Origin of the sequence: Kitasatospora sp. GAS204B, from assembly GCF_029892155.1 — a bacterium.
In the GTDB taxonomy this organism is placed as follows: domain Bacteria; phylum Actinomycetota; class Actinomycetes; order Streptomycetales; family Streptomycetaceae; genus Kitasatospora.
This window is the reverse complement of record NZ_JARZAG010000005.1, coordinates 93427-109205: the sequence shown is the minus strand read 5'-3', so window position 1 is coordinate 109205 and position 15779 is coordinate 93427. Positions and strand designations below refer to the sequence as shown.

Genomic DNA, 15779 nt, shown 5'->3' with positions numbered 1-15779 from the left:
GGCAGTTCGGACCTGGTGAAGCCTCTGGCGGACGCGTTGCCCCCGCGCGGGGCAGCCGCCGCCCGGGGCTTCGCGGCGCTCCGGGCGGCCGTCGTCGGCGGGACTGTGCCCAGGACGTTTCGTCGCCCGCCCGAAAGCGTCGGAAAAACCTTCTGCGTGGGCGCACCCGCGCGCAGCCGGAATGCCGTAATGAGGTCACGAAATGGCGAATGAAGAGACACTCCGCAGCTACCTCAAGCGGGTGACGGCCGACCTGGCACAGACGCGGCTGCGGCTGCGCGAGGTGGAGGCCAAGGACCAGGAGCCGATCGCCATCGTCGGCATGAGCTGCCGGCTCCCCGGCGGGGTCACCTCGCCCGAGGAGCTGTGGCAGCTGGTCGCCGGCGGCCACGACGCGATCTCCGAATTCCCCACTGACCGCGGCTGGGACCTGGACGCGCTGTACGACCCCGACCCGGACTCCGTCGGCACCTCCTACACGCGCGAGGGCGGCTTCCTGCACGACGTCGCCGAGTTCGATCCGGCGGTCTTCGGGATCTCGCCGCGCGAGGCGCTCGCCATGGACCCGCAGCAGCGGCTGCTGCTCGAAGCGGCCTGGGAGGCGTTCGAGCGGTCCGGCATCGACCCGACCGGGCTCAAGGGCAGCCGGACCGGCGTCTTCGCCGGGACCAACGGCCAGGACTACCTGGCGGTCCTGCTCAACTCCACGGACGACGTCCAGGGCTATCTCGGCACCGGCAACGCGGCCAGTGTGCTGGCCGGGCGGCTCTCCTACACCTTCGGGCTGGAGGGTCCGGCGGTCACCGTCGACACCGCCTGCTCGTCCTCGCTGGTCGCCCTGCACCTGGCGGTGCAGGCGCTGCGCAACGGCGAGTGCTCGCTGGCGCTGGCCGGCGCTGTCACGGTGATGAACACCCCGGGCAACCTGATCGACTTCAGCCGCCAGCGCGGGCTGGCCGCCGACGGCCGGTGCAAGGCCTTCGCGGACGCCGCCGACGGTACGGGCTGGGGCGAGGGCGTCGGCATGCTGCTCGTCGAGCGGCTGTCGGACGCTCGTCGCAACGGGCATCCGGTGCTGGCGATCGTGCGCGGTAGCGCCGTCAACCAGGACGGCGCTTCGAACGGTCTGACGGCGCCGAACGGGCCGTCGCAGCAGCGCGTCATCCTCCAGGCGCTCGCCAGCGCCCGGCTGACGCCGGATCAGGTGGACGCCGTCGAGGCGCACGGCACCGGCACCCGGCTGGGCGACCCGATCGAGGCGCAGGCCCTGCTGGCCACCTACGGCCAGGGCCGCCCCGAGGGCCGGCCGCTGCTGATCGGCTCGATCAAGTCCAACCTCGGGCACACCCAGGCCGCGGCGGGCGTCGCCGGTCTGATCAAGATGGTCATGGCGATCCGGCACGGCGTGCTGCCCAAGACGCTGCACGTGGACCGGCCCTCGTCGCAGGTGGACTGGTCGGCGGGTGCGGTCGAGGTGCTCACCGAGGCCCAGCCGTGGCCGGAGACCGGGCAGCCGCGCCGGGTCGGCATCTCCTCGTTCGGGGTGAGCGGCACCAACGCGCACGTCATTGTCGAGCAGGCCCCCGCCGTCGAGGCGACCGCTGAGGCCGTCGTCGAGCCGGCCGTTGAGCCGGCCGCTGTGCTCCCCGCCGTGCTGCCCTGGCAGCTCGCCGGGCGCACCGAGGACGCGCTGCGCGCGCAGGCAGCCCGGCTGCGGGACCGGCTGGCGGCCGACCCCGGGCTCGAACCGTTGGACGTGGGCTACTCGTTGGCGACCGGCCGGGCCGCGCTGGAGCAGCGCGCGGTGCTGGTGGCGAGCGACCGCGCGGAGTTCCTGCGCGGGCTCGGCGCACTGGCGGCGGGCGAGCCGGCCGCCGGCGTGGTGCGGGGCTCGGCGGCGGAGCGCCGCACGGCGTTCCTGTTCACCGGGCAGGGCAGCCAGCGGGTTGGGATGGGCGCGGAGCTGTACAGCGCTTTCCCGGTGTTCGCGGCCGCCCATGACGCGGTCTGTGCGGAGCTGGACCGGCACCTGGAGACGCCGCTGAAGGATGCTTCGGCGCTGATCGACCAGACCGCGTACACCCAGCCCGCGCTGTTCGCGATCGAGGTGGCGCTGTTCCGGCTGGTCGAGTCGTTCGGGGTGCGGCCGGACGTCCTGGCTGGTCACTCGATCGGTGAGTTGGCGGCCGCGCATGTCGCGGGTGTGCTGTCGCTGGCGGATGCGGCGAAGTTGGTGGTGGCGCGTGGGCGGTTGATGCAGGCGTTGCCGTCCGGTGGTGCGATGGTGGCGGTGCAGGCGGCTGAGGACGAGGTGCTGCCGCTGTTGGCGGGTCGCTCGGACGTGGCTGTCGCTGCGGTCAACGGGCCTTCCTCGGTGGTGATTTCGGGTGCCGAGGCAGCCGTGGTCGAGGTGGCCGGGCAGTTGGCGGAGTTGGGGCGCAAGACGAAGCGGCTGACGGTCAGTCACGCGTTCCACTCGCCGTTGATGGAGCCGATGCTGGCCGAGTTCCGGGCTGTCGCCGTGGAGTTGACGTTCAACGCGCCGCAGTTGCCGATCGTCTCGACGCTGGACCAGGGTGCCGATCTGACCTCGCCCGAGTACTGGGTGCGGCATGTGCGCGAGGTGGTGCGGTTCGCCGACGCGATGCGTGCGCTGGAGGCCCAGGGCGTCACGAGTTACCTGGAGTTGGGCCCGGACGGTGTGCTCAGCGCGATGGGTCAGGAGTGCGTCGGCGGCGATGCGGTGTTCGCGCCGGTGCTGCGTGGCGACCGACCCGAGGTCCAGGCGCTGACCACCGCCCTCGCCCAGGTCTTCGTGCGGGGCACGGCCGTCGACTGGCGGGCGCTGTACGCCGACCGCGGTGCCCGCCAGGTGGACCTGCCCACCTACGCTTTCCAGCGCCGCCGCTACTGGCCGACCGCCGCTGCCTGGGCGGAGACCGCGGCGGCCGGGTCGTCCGAGAGTGACGCGGTGGACGCCCGGTTCTGGGCGGCCGTGGAGCGCGGTGACTTGGAAGCGCTCACCAGCACGTTGGCGCTGGACGGTGATCAGCCGCTGAGTTCGGTGCTGCCGGCGTTGACCGCTTGGCGTCGGCAGAGCCGGGATCGTTCCACGGTGGACGGTTGGCGCTACCGGATCGGTTGGCGGCCGACCTCGGAGGCGCCGGGGGCCGTGGTCGCGGGTCACTGGCTGCTGGTGGTCCCGGCTGGTGGAGCGGGCCAGGAGTGGTCGGACGCCGTCGAACAGGCGCTTGTCCAGTGTGGTGTGACGGTTGGTCAGATCATCTGGGATGCGGCGTCCACGGGCCGTGCCGAGCTGGCCGAGCTGCTGCGTGCCGCGTGCGCGGCGGATGGGCAGCCGGTTGCCGGGGTGCTCTCGCTGGTGGCGTTGCGGGAGGGCGCGTGCCCTGGTCTGCCGTCGGTGCCGGCTGGGCTCTCCGGCACGCTGGCGCTGGTTCAGGCGCTGGGGGACGCCGGGATCGGGGCGCCGCTGTGGTGTGCGACCCGGGGCGCGGTGTCGACCGGGCGGTCCGATCGCCTGGACTCGCCGGCACAGGCGCCGGTCTGGGGTCTGGGCCGGGTGGTGGCGCAGGAGTATCCCGAGCGTTGGGGCGGTCTGGTCGATCTCCCGGTGACGCTCGATGAGCGGGCGTTGGGCCGGTTGGTGGCCGTGCTGGGTGGCCTGGGTGCTGAGGATCATCTGGCGATCCGTTCCTCCGGGATTCTGGCGCGCCGGTTGCTGCGTGCGCCGCGGGTCGAGGCGGCCCGGGCCGAGGCGGTGGTTCCGGGGTTCGCTCCGCGCGGGACGGCGCTGGTCACGGGTGGTACCGGCGCGCTGGGTGCGCATGTCGCGCGGTGGTTGGTCAAGGCCGGCGTCGAGCATCTGGTGCTCATCAGCCGGCGGGGTCGCGAGGCGGCGGGTGCGGCCGAGCTCGAGGCCGAGCTGACCGCGCTGGGCGCGCGGGTGACGGTGGCCGCGTGTGATGTGGCGGATCGTGGCGCGCTCGCGGAGCTGCTGGCCGCGATCCCGGCCGAGTTCCCGCTGACCACGGTGGTGCACGCCGCCGGTGTGCTGGATGACGGTGTGCTGGACGCGTTGACGCCTGAGCGGTTGGCGGGCGTGCTGCGTTCCAAGGTGGATGCCGCGGTCAACCTGGACGAGCTGACTCGCGAGCTGGACCTGTCCGCGTTCGTGCTGTTCTCCTCCTTCGCGGGTGCCTTCGGCGGCCCGGGGCAGGGGAACTACGCGGCGGCGAACGCTTTCCTGGACGCGTTGGCCGAGCAGCGTCGGGCCGCCGGTCTGCCTGCCACCTCGGTGGCCTGGGGTGCCTGGGCCGAGGGTGGCATGGCGGGGGACGCGGTGGTCACCGAGCGGCTGCGCCGGGCCGGGATGCCGGCGCTGGCGCCCGAGCTGGCGATCACCGCGCTGCAGCACGCGCTCGATCACGACGAGACCTACTCGCTGGTGGTGGACCTCCTCTGGGACCGGTTCGCACCGCAGTACACCGCGATCCGGCCGAGCACCTTCTTCACCGAACTGCCCGAGGCGGTGCAGGCGATGGTGGAGGCCGACACGAAGGACGGCGAGCCGTCGGATGCCGGGTCGCTGCGGCAGCGGCTGGCGGCCGCCTCCGGTGGTGAACGTGCGCGGCTCGCGTTGGACTTCGTGCGGACGCAGGTGGCGGCCGTGCTCGGGTACCCGGGGCCGGAGGCGGTGGAGCCGGCGAGGGCTTTCCGGGAGTTGGGCTTCGACTCGCTGACAGCGGTGGAGCTGCGCAATCTGATCGCCGCGCTGACCGGTCTGAAGCTGTCGGCGACGCTGGTCTTCGACTACCCCAACGCCACCGCTCTCGCCGAGCAGCTCTGTGTCGAACTCCTCGGCACGGTCGGGGAGACCGCTGTCCTGGCGGCGGCCGAGGGGCGCCCGGTCGATGACGACCCGATCGCGATCGTCGGCATGGCCTGCCGGTTCGCGGGTGGGGTGAGCACGCCCGAGGACCTCTGGCGGCTGCTCGCGGACGGCACCGACGCGCTCACCGACTTTCCCACTGACCGCAGTTGGGACCTGGACGCGATCTACCACCCCGACCCCGAGCATCCCGACACCACCTACGTGCGGGAGGGTGGTTTCCTGGCGGCGGCGGGTGCTTTCGATGCCGGCTTCTTCGGGATCTCGCCGCGTGAGGCGCTGGCGATGGATCCGCAGCAGCGGTTGCTGCTGGAGGTCTCCTGGGAGGCGTTCGAGCGGGCCGGGATCGACCCGGCCGCGTTGCGTGGCAGCCGGACCGGTGTGTTCACCGGTACCAATGGTCAGGACTACCTGCCGCTCATCCTGATGGCACCGGACGGCTCCGAGGGCTTCCTGGGCACCGGCAACGCGGCGAGTGTGATGTCGGGGCGGGTCTCCTACAGCCTGGGGCTGGAGGGGCCGGCGGTCACGGTGGACACGGCGTGTTCGTCCTCGCTGGTCGCGCTGCACTGGGCGATCCAGGCGCTGCGGGCGGGCGAGTGCTCGCTGGCGCTGGCCGGTGGTGTGACGGTGATGTCGACGCCGGGGTCGTTCATCGACTTCAGCCGGCAGCGTGGGCTGGCGGCGGATGGGCGCTGCAAGGCGTTCGCGGCGGCGGCCGACGGTACGGGCTGGGGCGAGGGTGCGGGCATGCTGCTGGTCGAGCGGCTCTCCGACGCCCGTCGCAACGGGCATCCCGTGCTGGCGATCGTGCGCGGTTCGGCGGTGAACCAGGATGGCGCTTCGAACGGTCTGACGGCGCCGAACGGTCCCTCGCAGCAGCGGGTGATCCGGCAAGCGCTTTCCAGTGCCGGGCTGACGGCCGATCAGGTGGACGTGGTCGAGGCGCACGGGACGGGTACGGCGCTGGGCGACCCGATCGAGGCGCAGGCGCTGCTGGCGACCTATGGGCAGGACCGGCCGACGGACCAACCGCTGTGGCTGGGTTCGGTGAAGTCGAACCTGGGACACACCCAGGCGGCGGCCGGTGTCGCGGGCATCATCAAGATGGTCCTGGCGATGCGGCACGGCGTGCTGCCCAAGACGCTGCACGTGGACGAGCCTTCGCGGCAAGTGGACTGGTCCGCCGGCGCGGTGGAGCTGCTGACCGAGGCCCGGCCGTGGCCGGAGACCGGTCGGCCGCGTCGCGCGGCGGTGTCGTCCTTCGGGATCAGCGGCACCAACGCGCACACCGTGCTGGAGCAGGCGCCGGAGGTCGGCGCGGCGCCGGTCGCCGAGGTGACCGTGACGGCGCCGGTGGTGCCGTGGCCGCTGTCCGCTCGCACCGAGGCGGCGCTGGCGGCCCAGGCGGAGCGGCTGAGTGACCACCTGGTGGCGCTGCCCGAGGCGCGGCCGGTGGATGTCGGCTACTCGCTGGCCACCACGCGGGCCGCGCTGGAGCACCGCGCGGTCGTGGTGGCCGAGGACCTGGACGGCTACCGCTCGGCGTTGGCCGCGCTGGTGGCGGGAGAGCGCTTTCCGGGGTTGGTGGAGGGTACGGCGGCGCTGGGGCGTACGGCGTTCCTCTTCACCGGGCAGGGGAGCCAGCGCCCGGGCATGGGCGCGGAGCTGTACAGCGCTTTCCCGGTGTTCGCGGATGCGCTGGACGAGGTGTTCGCGCACCTGGACCAGCACCTGGAACGGCCGCTGCGCGAGGTGATGTTCGCCGCTGAGGGTGAGCTGATCGACCAGACCGCGTACACGCAGCCCGCGTTGTTCGCGGTCGAGGTGGCGCTGTTCCGGCTGCTGGAGTCGTGGGGTGTGCGGCCCGAGGTGCTGGCGGGCCACTCGATCGGTGAGCTGGCCGCCGCACACGTTGCGGGCGTTCTCTCGCTCGCCGACGCGGCCAAGCTGGTCGCCGCCCGTGGCCGTCTGATGCAGGCGCTGCCCGCAGGCGGCGCGATGGTGGCCGTCCAGGCGGCCGAGGACGAGGTGCTGCCGCTCCTCGCGGACCGCACGGACGTGGGTGTCGCTGCCGTCAACGGGCCTTCCTCGGTGGTGATTTCGGGCACCGAGGCGGCTGTGGTCGAGGTGGCCGGGCAGTTGGCGGAGTTGGGGCGAAAGACGAAGCGGCTGACGGTCAGTCACGCGTTCCACTCGCCGTTGATGGAGCCGATGCTGGCCGAGTTCCTGGCTGTCGCTTCGGAGTTGACGTTCAACCCGCCGCAGCTGCCGATCGTCTCGACGCTGGACCAGTCCGCTGACCTGACGTCCCCCGAGTACTGGGTGCGCCACGTCCGCGAGGCCGTCCGCTTCGCCGACGCGATGCACACGCTGGACGCCCAGGGCGTCACGAGTTACCTGGAGTTGGGCCCGGACGGTGTGCTCAGCGCGATCGGCCAGGAGTGCGTGACCGAGCCGGCGTCGTTCGTGCCGGTGCTGCGCGCGGGCCGTCCGGAGGCGCGCGCCGTGGTCACCGCCGTCGCGCAGGCCTACGTGCAGGGCGTGGCCGTGGACTGGGACGCGGTCTTCGCCGGCCAGGGTGCCCAGCGGATCGAGCTGCCCACCTACGCCTTCCAGCACGAGAACTACTGGCCCGATGTCCCGGCGCTGGGTGCCGGCGACGTCACCATGGCGGGCCTCGGTGCCACCGACCATCCGTTGCTCGGCGCGGCGGCCGAACTGCCGGACTCCGGTGGCCTGGTGTTCACCGGCCGGCTCGCGCTCGGTACCCACCCGTGGTTGGCCGACCACGCCGTGATGGGCTCGGTGCTGCTGCCCGGCACGGCCTTCGTCGAGATGGCCGTGCGCGCGGGCGAGCAGGTCGGCTGCGACCTGCTGGAGGAGCTCACCCTCACGGCGCCGCTGATCCTGGCCGCGCAGGGTGCGGTCCAGCTGCGCCTGACCGTGGCCGCGCCGGACGCGTCCGGGCGGCGGGCGCTCAGCGTGTACTCGCGGCGCGAGGACGTCCCGGCCGAAGAGCCGTGGACCCGGCACGCGACCGGTCTGCTCGGCTCCGGCGCGCAGCCGGCCGCATTCGACCTCGCCGAGTGGCCGCCGCCCGGCCTGACCGAGGTCGAGCTGGACGGCCACTACCAGGGGCTGATCGAGCTGGGCTTCGAGTACGGCCCGGCCTTCCAGGGCCTGCACCGGGTCTGGCGCGGCGACGGCGAGGTCTTCGTCGAGGTCAGGTTGCCGGAGCACGCGCAGGGCGACGCCGGCCTGTTCGGCCTGCACCCGGCGCTGCTCGACTCCGCGCTGCACGCGCTCGGCATGGCCGACACCGACGGCGAGACCGACTGGCACGGCCGGCTGCCGTTCTCCTGGACGGGCGTCTCGCTGTTCGCGGTCGGCGCCTGCGCCCTGCGGGTGCGGCTGACCAAGACCGGCTCGGACGTGGTGTCGCTGGAGCTGGCCGACGAGGCCGGACGTCCGGTGGCGTCGGTGGACGCGCTGGTGCTGCGGGCCGTGTCGGCCGAGCAACTGCGGTCCGCGCAGGCCGCGTTCCACGAGTCGCTGTTCCGCCCGGAGTGGGTGGCGCTGGCCCCGGCCGCCGCCCCGGCGGGCGAACGCTGGGCGGTGCTCGGCGACGGTGCCCGGGCGCTGGACGGCCTGGATCGCGACCTGCCGTCCTACGCCGACCTGGACGCGCTGCTGGCGACCGGGACGCTCCCCGACGCGGTGATCGTGCCGTGCTTCGTGCCGGACGCCCCGGACGCCCCGGCGGCTGACACGCCCGGGACGGTGCTCGCGACCGTGAACCGGGTGCTCGCGCTGGCGCAGGCTTGGCTGGCCGAGGACCGGACGGCCGACACGCAGCTGGTGCTGGTCACCCGGGGCGCCGTCGCGACCGCCGACGACCCGGACCGGACCGACCTGCCGCACGCCGCCGCCTGGGGCCTGGTGCGCTCGGCGCAGACCGAGAGCCCCGCGCGGATCGTCCTGGTCGACCTCGACGAGGACGCCGCCTCGGCGCGGGCGCTGACCACCGTGCTGGCGCACGAGGAGCCGCAGCTGGCGATCCGTCAGGGCGTGCCGCACGCGCTGCGGTTGGCCCGGGTGGAGTCCACGTCGCGTCCCGAGGCGGCGGCCGAGGCCCCCGCCTTCGGGCCGGACGGGACCGTCCTGATCACCGGCGGCACCGGCACGCTCGGTGCCTTGCTCGCCCGCCACCTGGTCACCGAGCACGGCGTCCGGCACCTGCTGCTCACCAGCCGCCGTGGTGCCGACGCCCCGGGTGCGGCCGAACTCATCGCCGATCTGGACGAGTTGGGCGCCTCGGTGACGGTCGCGGCCTGCGACGCCGCCGACCGGGAGGCGCTTGCCGCGCTGCTCGGCAGCGAGCTGGCGCAGCCGCTGCGTGCCGTCGTGCACACGGCGGGCATCACCGACGACGGCATCCTCGCCTCGCTCACCCCCGAGCGGATCGCGCAGGTGCTCCGGCCGAAGGCCGAAGGAGCCTGGAACCTGCACGAGTTGACCGCCGGACTCGACCTGTCGGCCTTCGTGCTCTTCTCCTCGGCCGCCGGTCTCTTCGGTGGCCCGGGCCAGGGCAACTACGCCGCCGCCAACGCCTTCCTGGACGCGCTCGCGCACTACCGCCGGGCCCAGGGCCTGGTGGCGACCTCGCTCGACTGGGGGCTGTGGGCGCAGCAGAGCGGTGTCAGCGGCCACCTGGACGCGAACGACCTGGCCCGCCTGGAGCGTTCGGGTCTCGGCGCGCTCGGTTCGGCCGAGGGCATGGCACTGTTCGACGCCGCGCTGGCGGCCGAGGGCGCGGACGCCGTCCTGGTGCCGATGCACCTGCGGACCGCCACCCTGCGCGAGCAGGCGGCAGCGGGCCTGCTGCCCACGTTGCTGCGCGGGCTGGTCCGCACCCCGCTGCGCCGGAGCGTGATGCCGGTGGCCGCAGGCGCGGTCGGTGGCGAGTCCGAGCTGCTCACCCGGCTGGCCCCGCTGCCGGTGGCCGAACAGCGCGAGGCGCTGCTGGAGCTGGTGCGCGGGCAGATCGCGGCCGTGCTCGGCTACTCCGGTGCCGAGGCCGTCGGCGCCGACCGGGCCTTCAAGGAGCTGGGCTTCGACTCGCTGACCGCCGTCGAGCTGCGCAACCAGCTGAACACGGCGACCGGACTGCGGCTGCCCGCCACGCTGATCTTCGACTACCCCAACCCGGCCACCCTGGCCGGCCACCTGCGCGACGAACTGCTGGGCTCGCAGCCGGAGTTCACCCAGCAGTCGGCCACCGTCCGGACGGCAGCGGCGGCGGCGGTCGATGACGACCCGATCGCCATCGTCGCGATGGCCTGCCGCTACCCGGGCGGGGTGTCCTCGCCCGAGGAGCTGTGGCAGCTGATCGCCGCCGAACGCGACGGCATCGCCGGATTCCCCACCGACCGCGGCTGGGACCTGGACGCGCTCTACGACCCGGACCCGGACTCGCTGGGCACCTCGTACACCCGCGAGGGCGGGTTCCTGTACGACTCCAGCTACTTCGACCCGGCGTTCTTCGGCATCTCGCCGCGTGAGGCGCTGGCGATGGACCCGCAGCAGCGGCTGCTGCTCGAGACCTCCTGGGAGGCCTTCGAGCGGGCCGGGATCGACCCGGCGACCGTGCGGGGCACCTCGGTCGGCGTCTTCGCCGGTGTGATGTACCACGACTACGGCACCCGCCTGCGGGCCGCTCCGGACGAGGTCGAGGGCTACCTCGGCACCGGTAGTTCCAGCAGCGTGGTGTCCGGGCGGGTCTCCTACACCTTCGGTCTGGAGGGCCCGGCGGTCACCGTCGACACGGCCTGCTCCTCCTCGCTGGTCGCGCTGCACCTGGCGGTCCAGGCGCTGCGCAACGGCGAGTGCGCGATGGCGCTGGCCGGCGGTGTGACCGTGATGTTCACCCCCGGCACCTTCATCGAGTTCAGCCGGCAGCGCGGCCTGTCCGAGGACGGCCGCTGCAAGTCCTTCGCCGCGGCGGCGGACGGCACCGGCTGGGGCGAGGGCGCGGGCATGCTGCTGGTCGAGCGGCTCTCCGACGCCCGGCGCAACGGGCACCCGGTGCTGGCGATCGTGCGCGGCTCGGCGATCAACCAGGACGGCGCCAGCAACGGTCTGACCGCGCCGAACGGGCCCTCGCAGCAGCGGGTGATCCGGCAAGCGCTCTCCAGTGCCGGGCTGACGGCCGATCAGGTCGACGCGGTGGAGGCGCACGGTACCGGCACCGCGCTCGGCGACCCGATCGAGGCCCAGGCACTGCTCGCCACCTACGGCAAGGAGCACTCCGCCGACCGGCCGCTCTGGCTCGGGTCGGTCAAGTCCAACCTGGGACACACCCAGGCGGCCTCCGGCGTCGCGGGCATCATCAAGATGGTGCAGGCGATGCGCCACGGCGTGCTGCCGAAGACGCTGCACGTGGACGAGCCCACCCCGCAGGTGGACTGGTCCGCCGGCGCGGTGGAGCTGCTGACCGAGGCCCGGCCGTGGCCGCAGACCGGACGTCCGCGCCGCGTCGCGGTCTCCTCCTTCGGCATCAGCGGCACCAACGCGCACACCGTGCTCGAGCAGGCGCCGGAGGTCGGCACGGAGCCGGCCGCCGAGGCGTCCGGGTCGGCGCCGGTGGTGCCCTGGGTGCTCTCCGCCAAGGGCGAGCCGGCGCTGCGGGCACAGGCCGCCCGGCTGCGCGCCCGGCTGCTGGAGCAGCCTCAGGCGCGCCCGGTCGACGTCGGCTACTCGCTGGCGACCACCCGGGCCGCGCTGGAGCAGCGTGCGGTGCTGGTGGCCGACGACCGGGCGGAGTTCCTGAGCGCGCTGGACGCGCTGGCGTCCGGGACGGCGCCCGGCGCGAACCTGGTGCAGGGTTCGGCCGGTGCAGGGCGCACCGCCTTCCTCTTCACCGGCCAGGGCAGCCAGCGAGCCGGGATGGGCGCCGAACTGTACAGCGCTTTCCCGGCGTTCGCCCAGGCCTACGACGCGGTCCGCGCGGAGCTGGACAAGTACCTTGAGACGCCGCTGTTGGAGGCCGACGCGCTGATCGACCGGACGGCCTACACCCAGCCCGCGCTCTTCGCGGTCGAGGTGGCGCTGTTCCGGCTGGTCGAATCCTGGGGTGTGCGGCCCGACTTCCTGGCCGGGCACTCGATCGGTGAGCTGGCCGCCGCGCACGTCGCGGGTGTGCTGTCCCTGAGCGACGCGGCCGAGCTGGTCGCCGCGCGCGGTCGCCTGATGCAGCAACTGCCCACGGGCGGTGCGATGGTGGCGGTGCAGGCGGCCGAGGACGAGGTGCTGGCGCTGCTGACGGGCCGCGCGGATGTCGGTATCGCCGCTGTCAACGGGCCGTCGGCCGTGGTGATTTCGGGTGCCGAGCAGGCAGTGCTTGAGGTCGCGGAGAAGCTGGCGGCCGACGGTCGCAAGACGAAGCGGCTGACCGTCAGCCACGCGTTCCACTCGCCGCTGATGGAGCCGATGCTGGCCGAGTTCCGCGCGATCGCCGCGCGGTTGGAGTTCCACGAGCCGCGGATCCCGATCGTCTCGACGCTCGACCAGGGCGCGGACCTGACCTCGCCCGAGTACTGGGTGCGCCACGTCCGCGAGGCCGTCCGGTTCGCCGACGCGGTCCGGACCCTGGAGGCGCGCGGCGTCACCCGGTACTTGGAACTCGGTCCCGAGGGTGTGCTGGCGGCCATGGGCCAGGAGTGCGTGGCCGAACCGGCGGTCTTCGCGGCGGCGCTGCGGGCGGGCCGTCCGGAGGCGCGGACGCTGGTGACGGCGGTGGCCCAGGCCTACGTGCAGGGCACGGCGGTCGACTGGGCGACGGCCTTCGCCGGGCACGGCGCCCAGCGGGTCGACCTGCCCACCTACGCCTTCCAGAAGGAGCGGTACTGGCTGGACATGGGCGTCTCGCTCGGTGACCTGGCCACCGCCGGCGTCGACCCCACCGGGCACCCGCTGCTCGGTGCGGCGGTCGAACTGCCGGACTCCGGCGGCTTCGTCTTCACCGGCCGGCTCGGGATCTCCACCCAGTCGTGGCTGGCCGACCACGCCGTGATGGGCTCGGTGCTACTGCCCGGCACGGCCTTCGTCGAGCTGGCGCTGCGGGTGGGCGAGGAACTCGGCTGCGACCTGCTGGACGAACTCACGCTGGCCGCACCGCTGATCCTGCCGGAGCGCGGCGGCGTCCAGCTGCGGATCACGGTCGGCGCGCCGGACGACTCCGGCAGCCGCCCGCTGACCCTGCACTCGCGCCATGAGGACGCGAGCGCCGAAGAGCCGTGGACCCGGCACGCCACCGGCCTGCTCAGCTCCGGCGCGCAGCCGGCCGGCTTCGATCTGGCCAGCTGGCCGCCGGTCGACGCCGAGCCGATCGACCTCGCCGACTTCTATGCCGGGATGGCGGCGGCCGGGCTGGAGTACGGCCCGCTCTTCCAGGGGCTGCAGCGGGCCTGGCGTCGCGACGGCGAGGTCTTCGCCGAGATCCGGCCCGCCACGGCCGGATCGGCACCGGACGCGCACGGTCCGCACCAACTGGGTCTGGACACCGCCGCGTTCAGCCTGCACCCGGCGCTGCTCGACGCGGCGCTGCACGGGGTGGGCCTGGGCGGCGTCGTCGCGCGCGCCGACCAGGACGCGGGCCGGGCCCGGCTGCCGTTCTCCTGGAGCGGGGTCCGCCTGCACGCCGCCGGCGCGGCCGCGCTGCGGGTGCGGCTGACGCCGGCCGGGACGGACGGGGTGTCGTTGGAGCTGGCCGACGAGGCCGGACGTCCGGTGGCGTCGGTGGACGCGCTGGTGCTGCGGGCCGTCTCGGCCGAGCAACTGCGCTCCGCGCAGGCCGCGTTCCACGAGTCGCTGTTCCGCCCGGAGTGGGTGGCGCTGCCGCCGGTGGCCGCCTCGGCGCCGGAGAACTGGGCGGTGCTGGGCGATGAGACCCAGGCCCAGGCGCTGGGCGCGTTCGGCCGCGAGCTGACCGTGCACCCCGACCTCGCCGCGCTGGTGGCGAGCGGTGCGGCGCCCGAGGCCGTGGTCGTCCCGTGCGTCGCGCCGGACGGCACCGGGCCGGAGCTGGCCGAGGTGGCCCGGACCGCCGTGCACCGGGCGTTGGCGCTGGTCCAGTCCTGGCTCGCCGAGGACCGCCTCGCCGACACCCGCCTGATCGTCGTCACCCGGGGCGCGGTGGCGACCGGCGAGGACGCCGGCGTCACCGATCTGGTGCACGCCCCGGTCTGGGGTCTGCTGCGCTCCGCCCAGGCCGAGAACCCCGACCGGATCGTGCTGGTCGACCTGGACGCCGACGCCGACCCGCGGCGCGACCTGCCGGCGGCACTGGCCACCGGCGAGCCGCAACTGGCCGTCCGGGCGGGCCTGCCGCACGGGTTCCGGCTGGGCCGGGTGCCCGCCGCACCGACCGAGCGGGCGAGCCTGCTCGACCCGACCGGCACGGTGCTGGTCACCGGCGGAACCGGCGCGCTCGGCGCGCTGGTCGCCCGCCGGCTGGTCACCGAGCACGGCGCCCGGCACCTGCTGCTCACCAGCCGGCGCGGGGCCGACGCCCCGGGAGCGACGGAACTCGTCGCGGAGCTCGGTGAGTTGGGTGCCCAGGTGGAGCTCGCCGCGTGCGACGCGGCCGACCGGAAGGCGCTTGCCACGCTGCTGGCCGCCGTGCCGGCCGAGCGGCCGCTGACCGCGGTCGTGCACACCGCCGGCGTGCTGGACGACGGCGTGATCTCCGCGCTGACGCCCGAGCGGCTGGACACCGTGCTGCGCCCCAAGGTGGACGCGGCCTGGCACCTGCACGATCTGACGCAGCATCAGAATCTGGCCATGTTCGTGCTGTTCTCCTCGTCCTCCGGTGTCTTCGGCGGCGCGGGACAGGGCAACTACGCCGCCGCCAACACCTTCCTGGACGCGCTGGCCCAGCACCGCAGGGCGCTGGGTCTGGCGGCCGGTTCGCTGGCCTGGGGCCTGTGGGCGACGGACGGCGGCATGGCCGGCGGTCTGGACGAGGCGGACGTGGCCAGGCTGGCCCGGGCCGGGTTCGCCCCGCTGGCGCCCAAGGAGGGCATGGAGCTCTTCGAGCTGGCGCTGGGACTGGACGACCCGGTGCTGGTCCCGATGCGGCTGGACGCGGCGGTGCTGCGCGGCCAGGGCGACCCCGAGCTGGTGCCGCACCTGCTGCGCGGTCTGGTCCGGATCCCGGTCCGCCGCCCGGCGTCCGCCGGGGCGGCCGGAGCGGCCGGACGGGGCGCGGAGGCGACCGAACAGAGTTCGCTGGCCGAGCGGTTGCGCGGCCTGCCGGACGCCGAGCGGGATCGCCTGCTGCTGGACCTGGTGCGCGGCCAGGTGGCCGCGGTGCTGGGCTACGGCAACGCCGAGGCGATCGAACCGGAGCGCGGCTTCGTCGAGTTGGGCTTCGACTCGCTGACCGCCGTCGACCTGCGCAACCGCCTGGGCGGGCTGGCCGGGCTGCGGCTGCCGGTCACGCTGATCTTCGACTACCCGACACCCGTGGCGCTGGCCGGCTACCTGCGCGAGGAGACCCGCCAGGACGAGGCGGCCGGCGGCCCGGCCCTGCCGATCGGTGCGGAGTTGGACCGCCTGGAGTCGGTGCTCGCCACCCTCACCCCGGGGGACGAGGACCGCCGGAGCATCACCACCCGCCTGCGCACCCTGCTGTCGATGTGGACCGAGACCCAGCAGCCTGAGGCGGCCGCCACCGCCGACCCGGCCGCCGACGCCGAGTTGAGCTCGGCCACCGCGGACGAGCTGTTCAGCCTGCTCGACGAGGAGTTGGGCCTGAACTGACCAGCCTCGGGCCTGAACCGGCCCGGCGCAGACCGGGCCCGCCGGG

1 protein-coding gene is annotated in these 15779 nt (G+C 74.0%); it reads left to right on the top strand.

The features are described from left to right. Positions 1 to 202 precede the first annotated feature (202 nt). Complete coding sequence (locus P3T41_RS08855; RefSeq protein ID WP_280689077.1) at positions 203 to 15733, top strand: type I polyketide synthase; 15531 nt, start codon at positions 203 to 205, stop codon at positions 15731 to 15733. Positions 15734 to 15779 lie beyond the last annotated feature (46 nt).

What these genes read in the sequence shown, in the direction of transcription:
- P3T41_RS08855 (WP_280689077.1), top strand. Translation starts at nt 203, where the DNA reads ATGGCGAATGAAGAGACACTCCGCAGCTACCTCAAGCGGGTGACGGCC.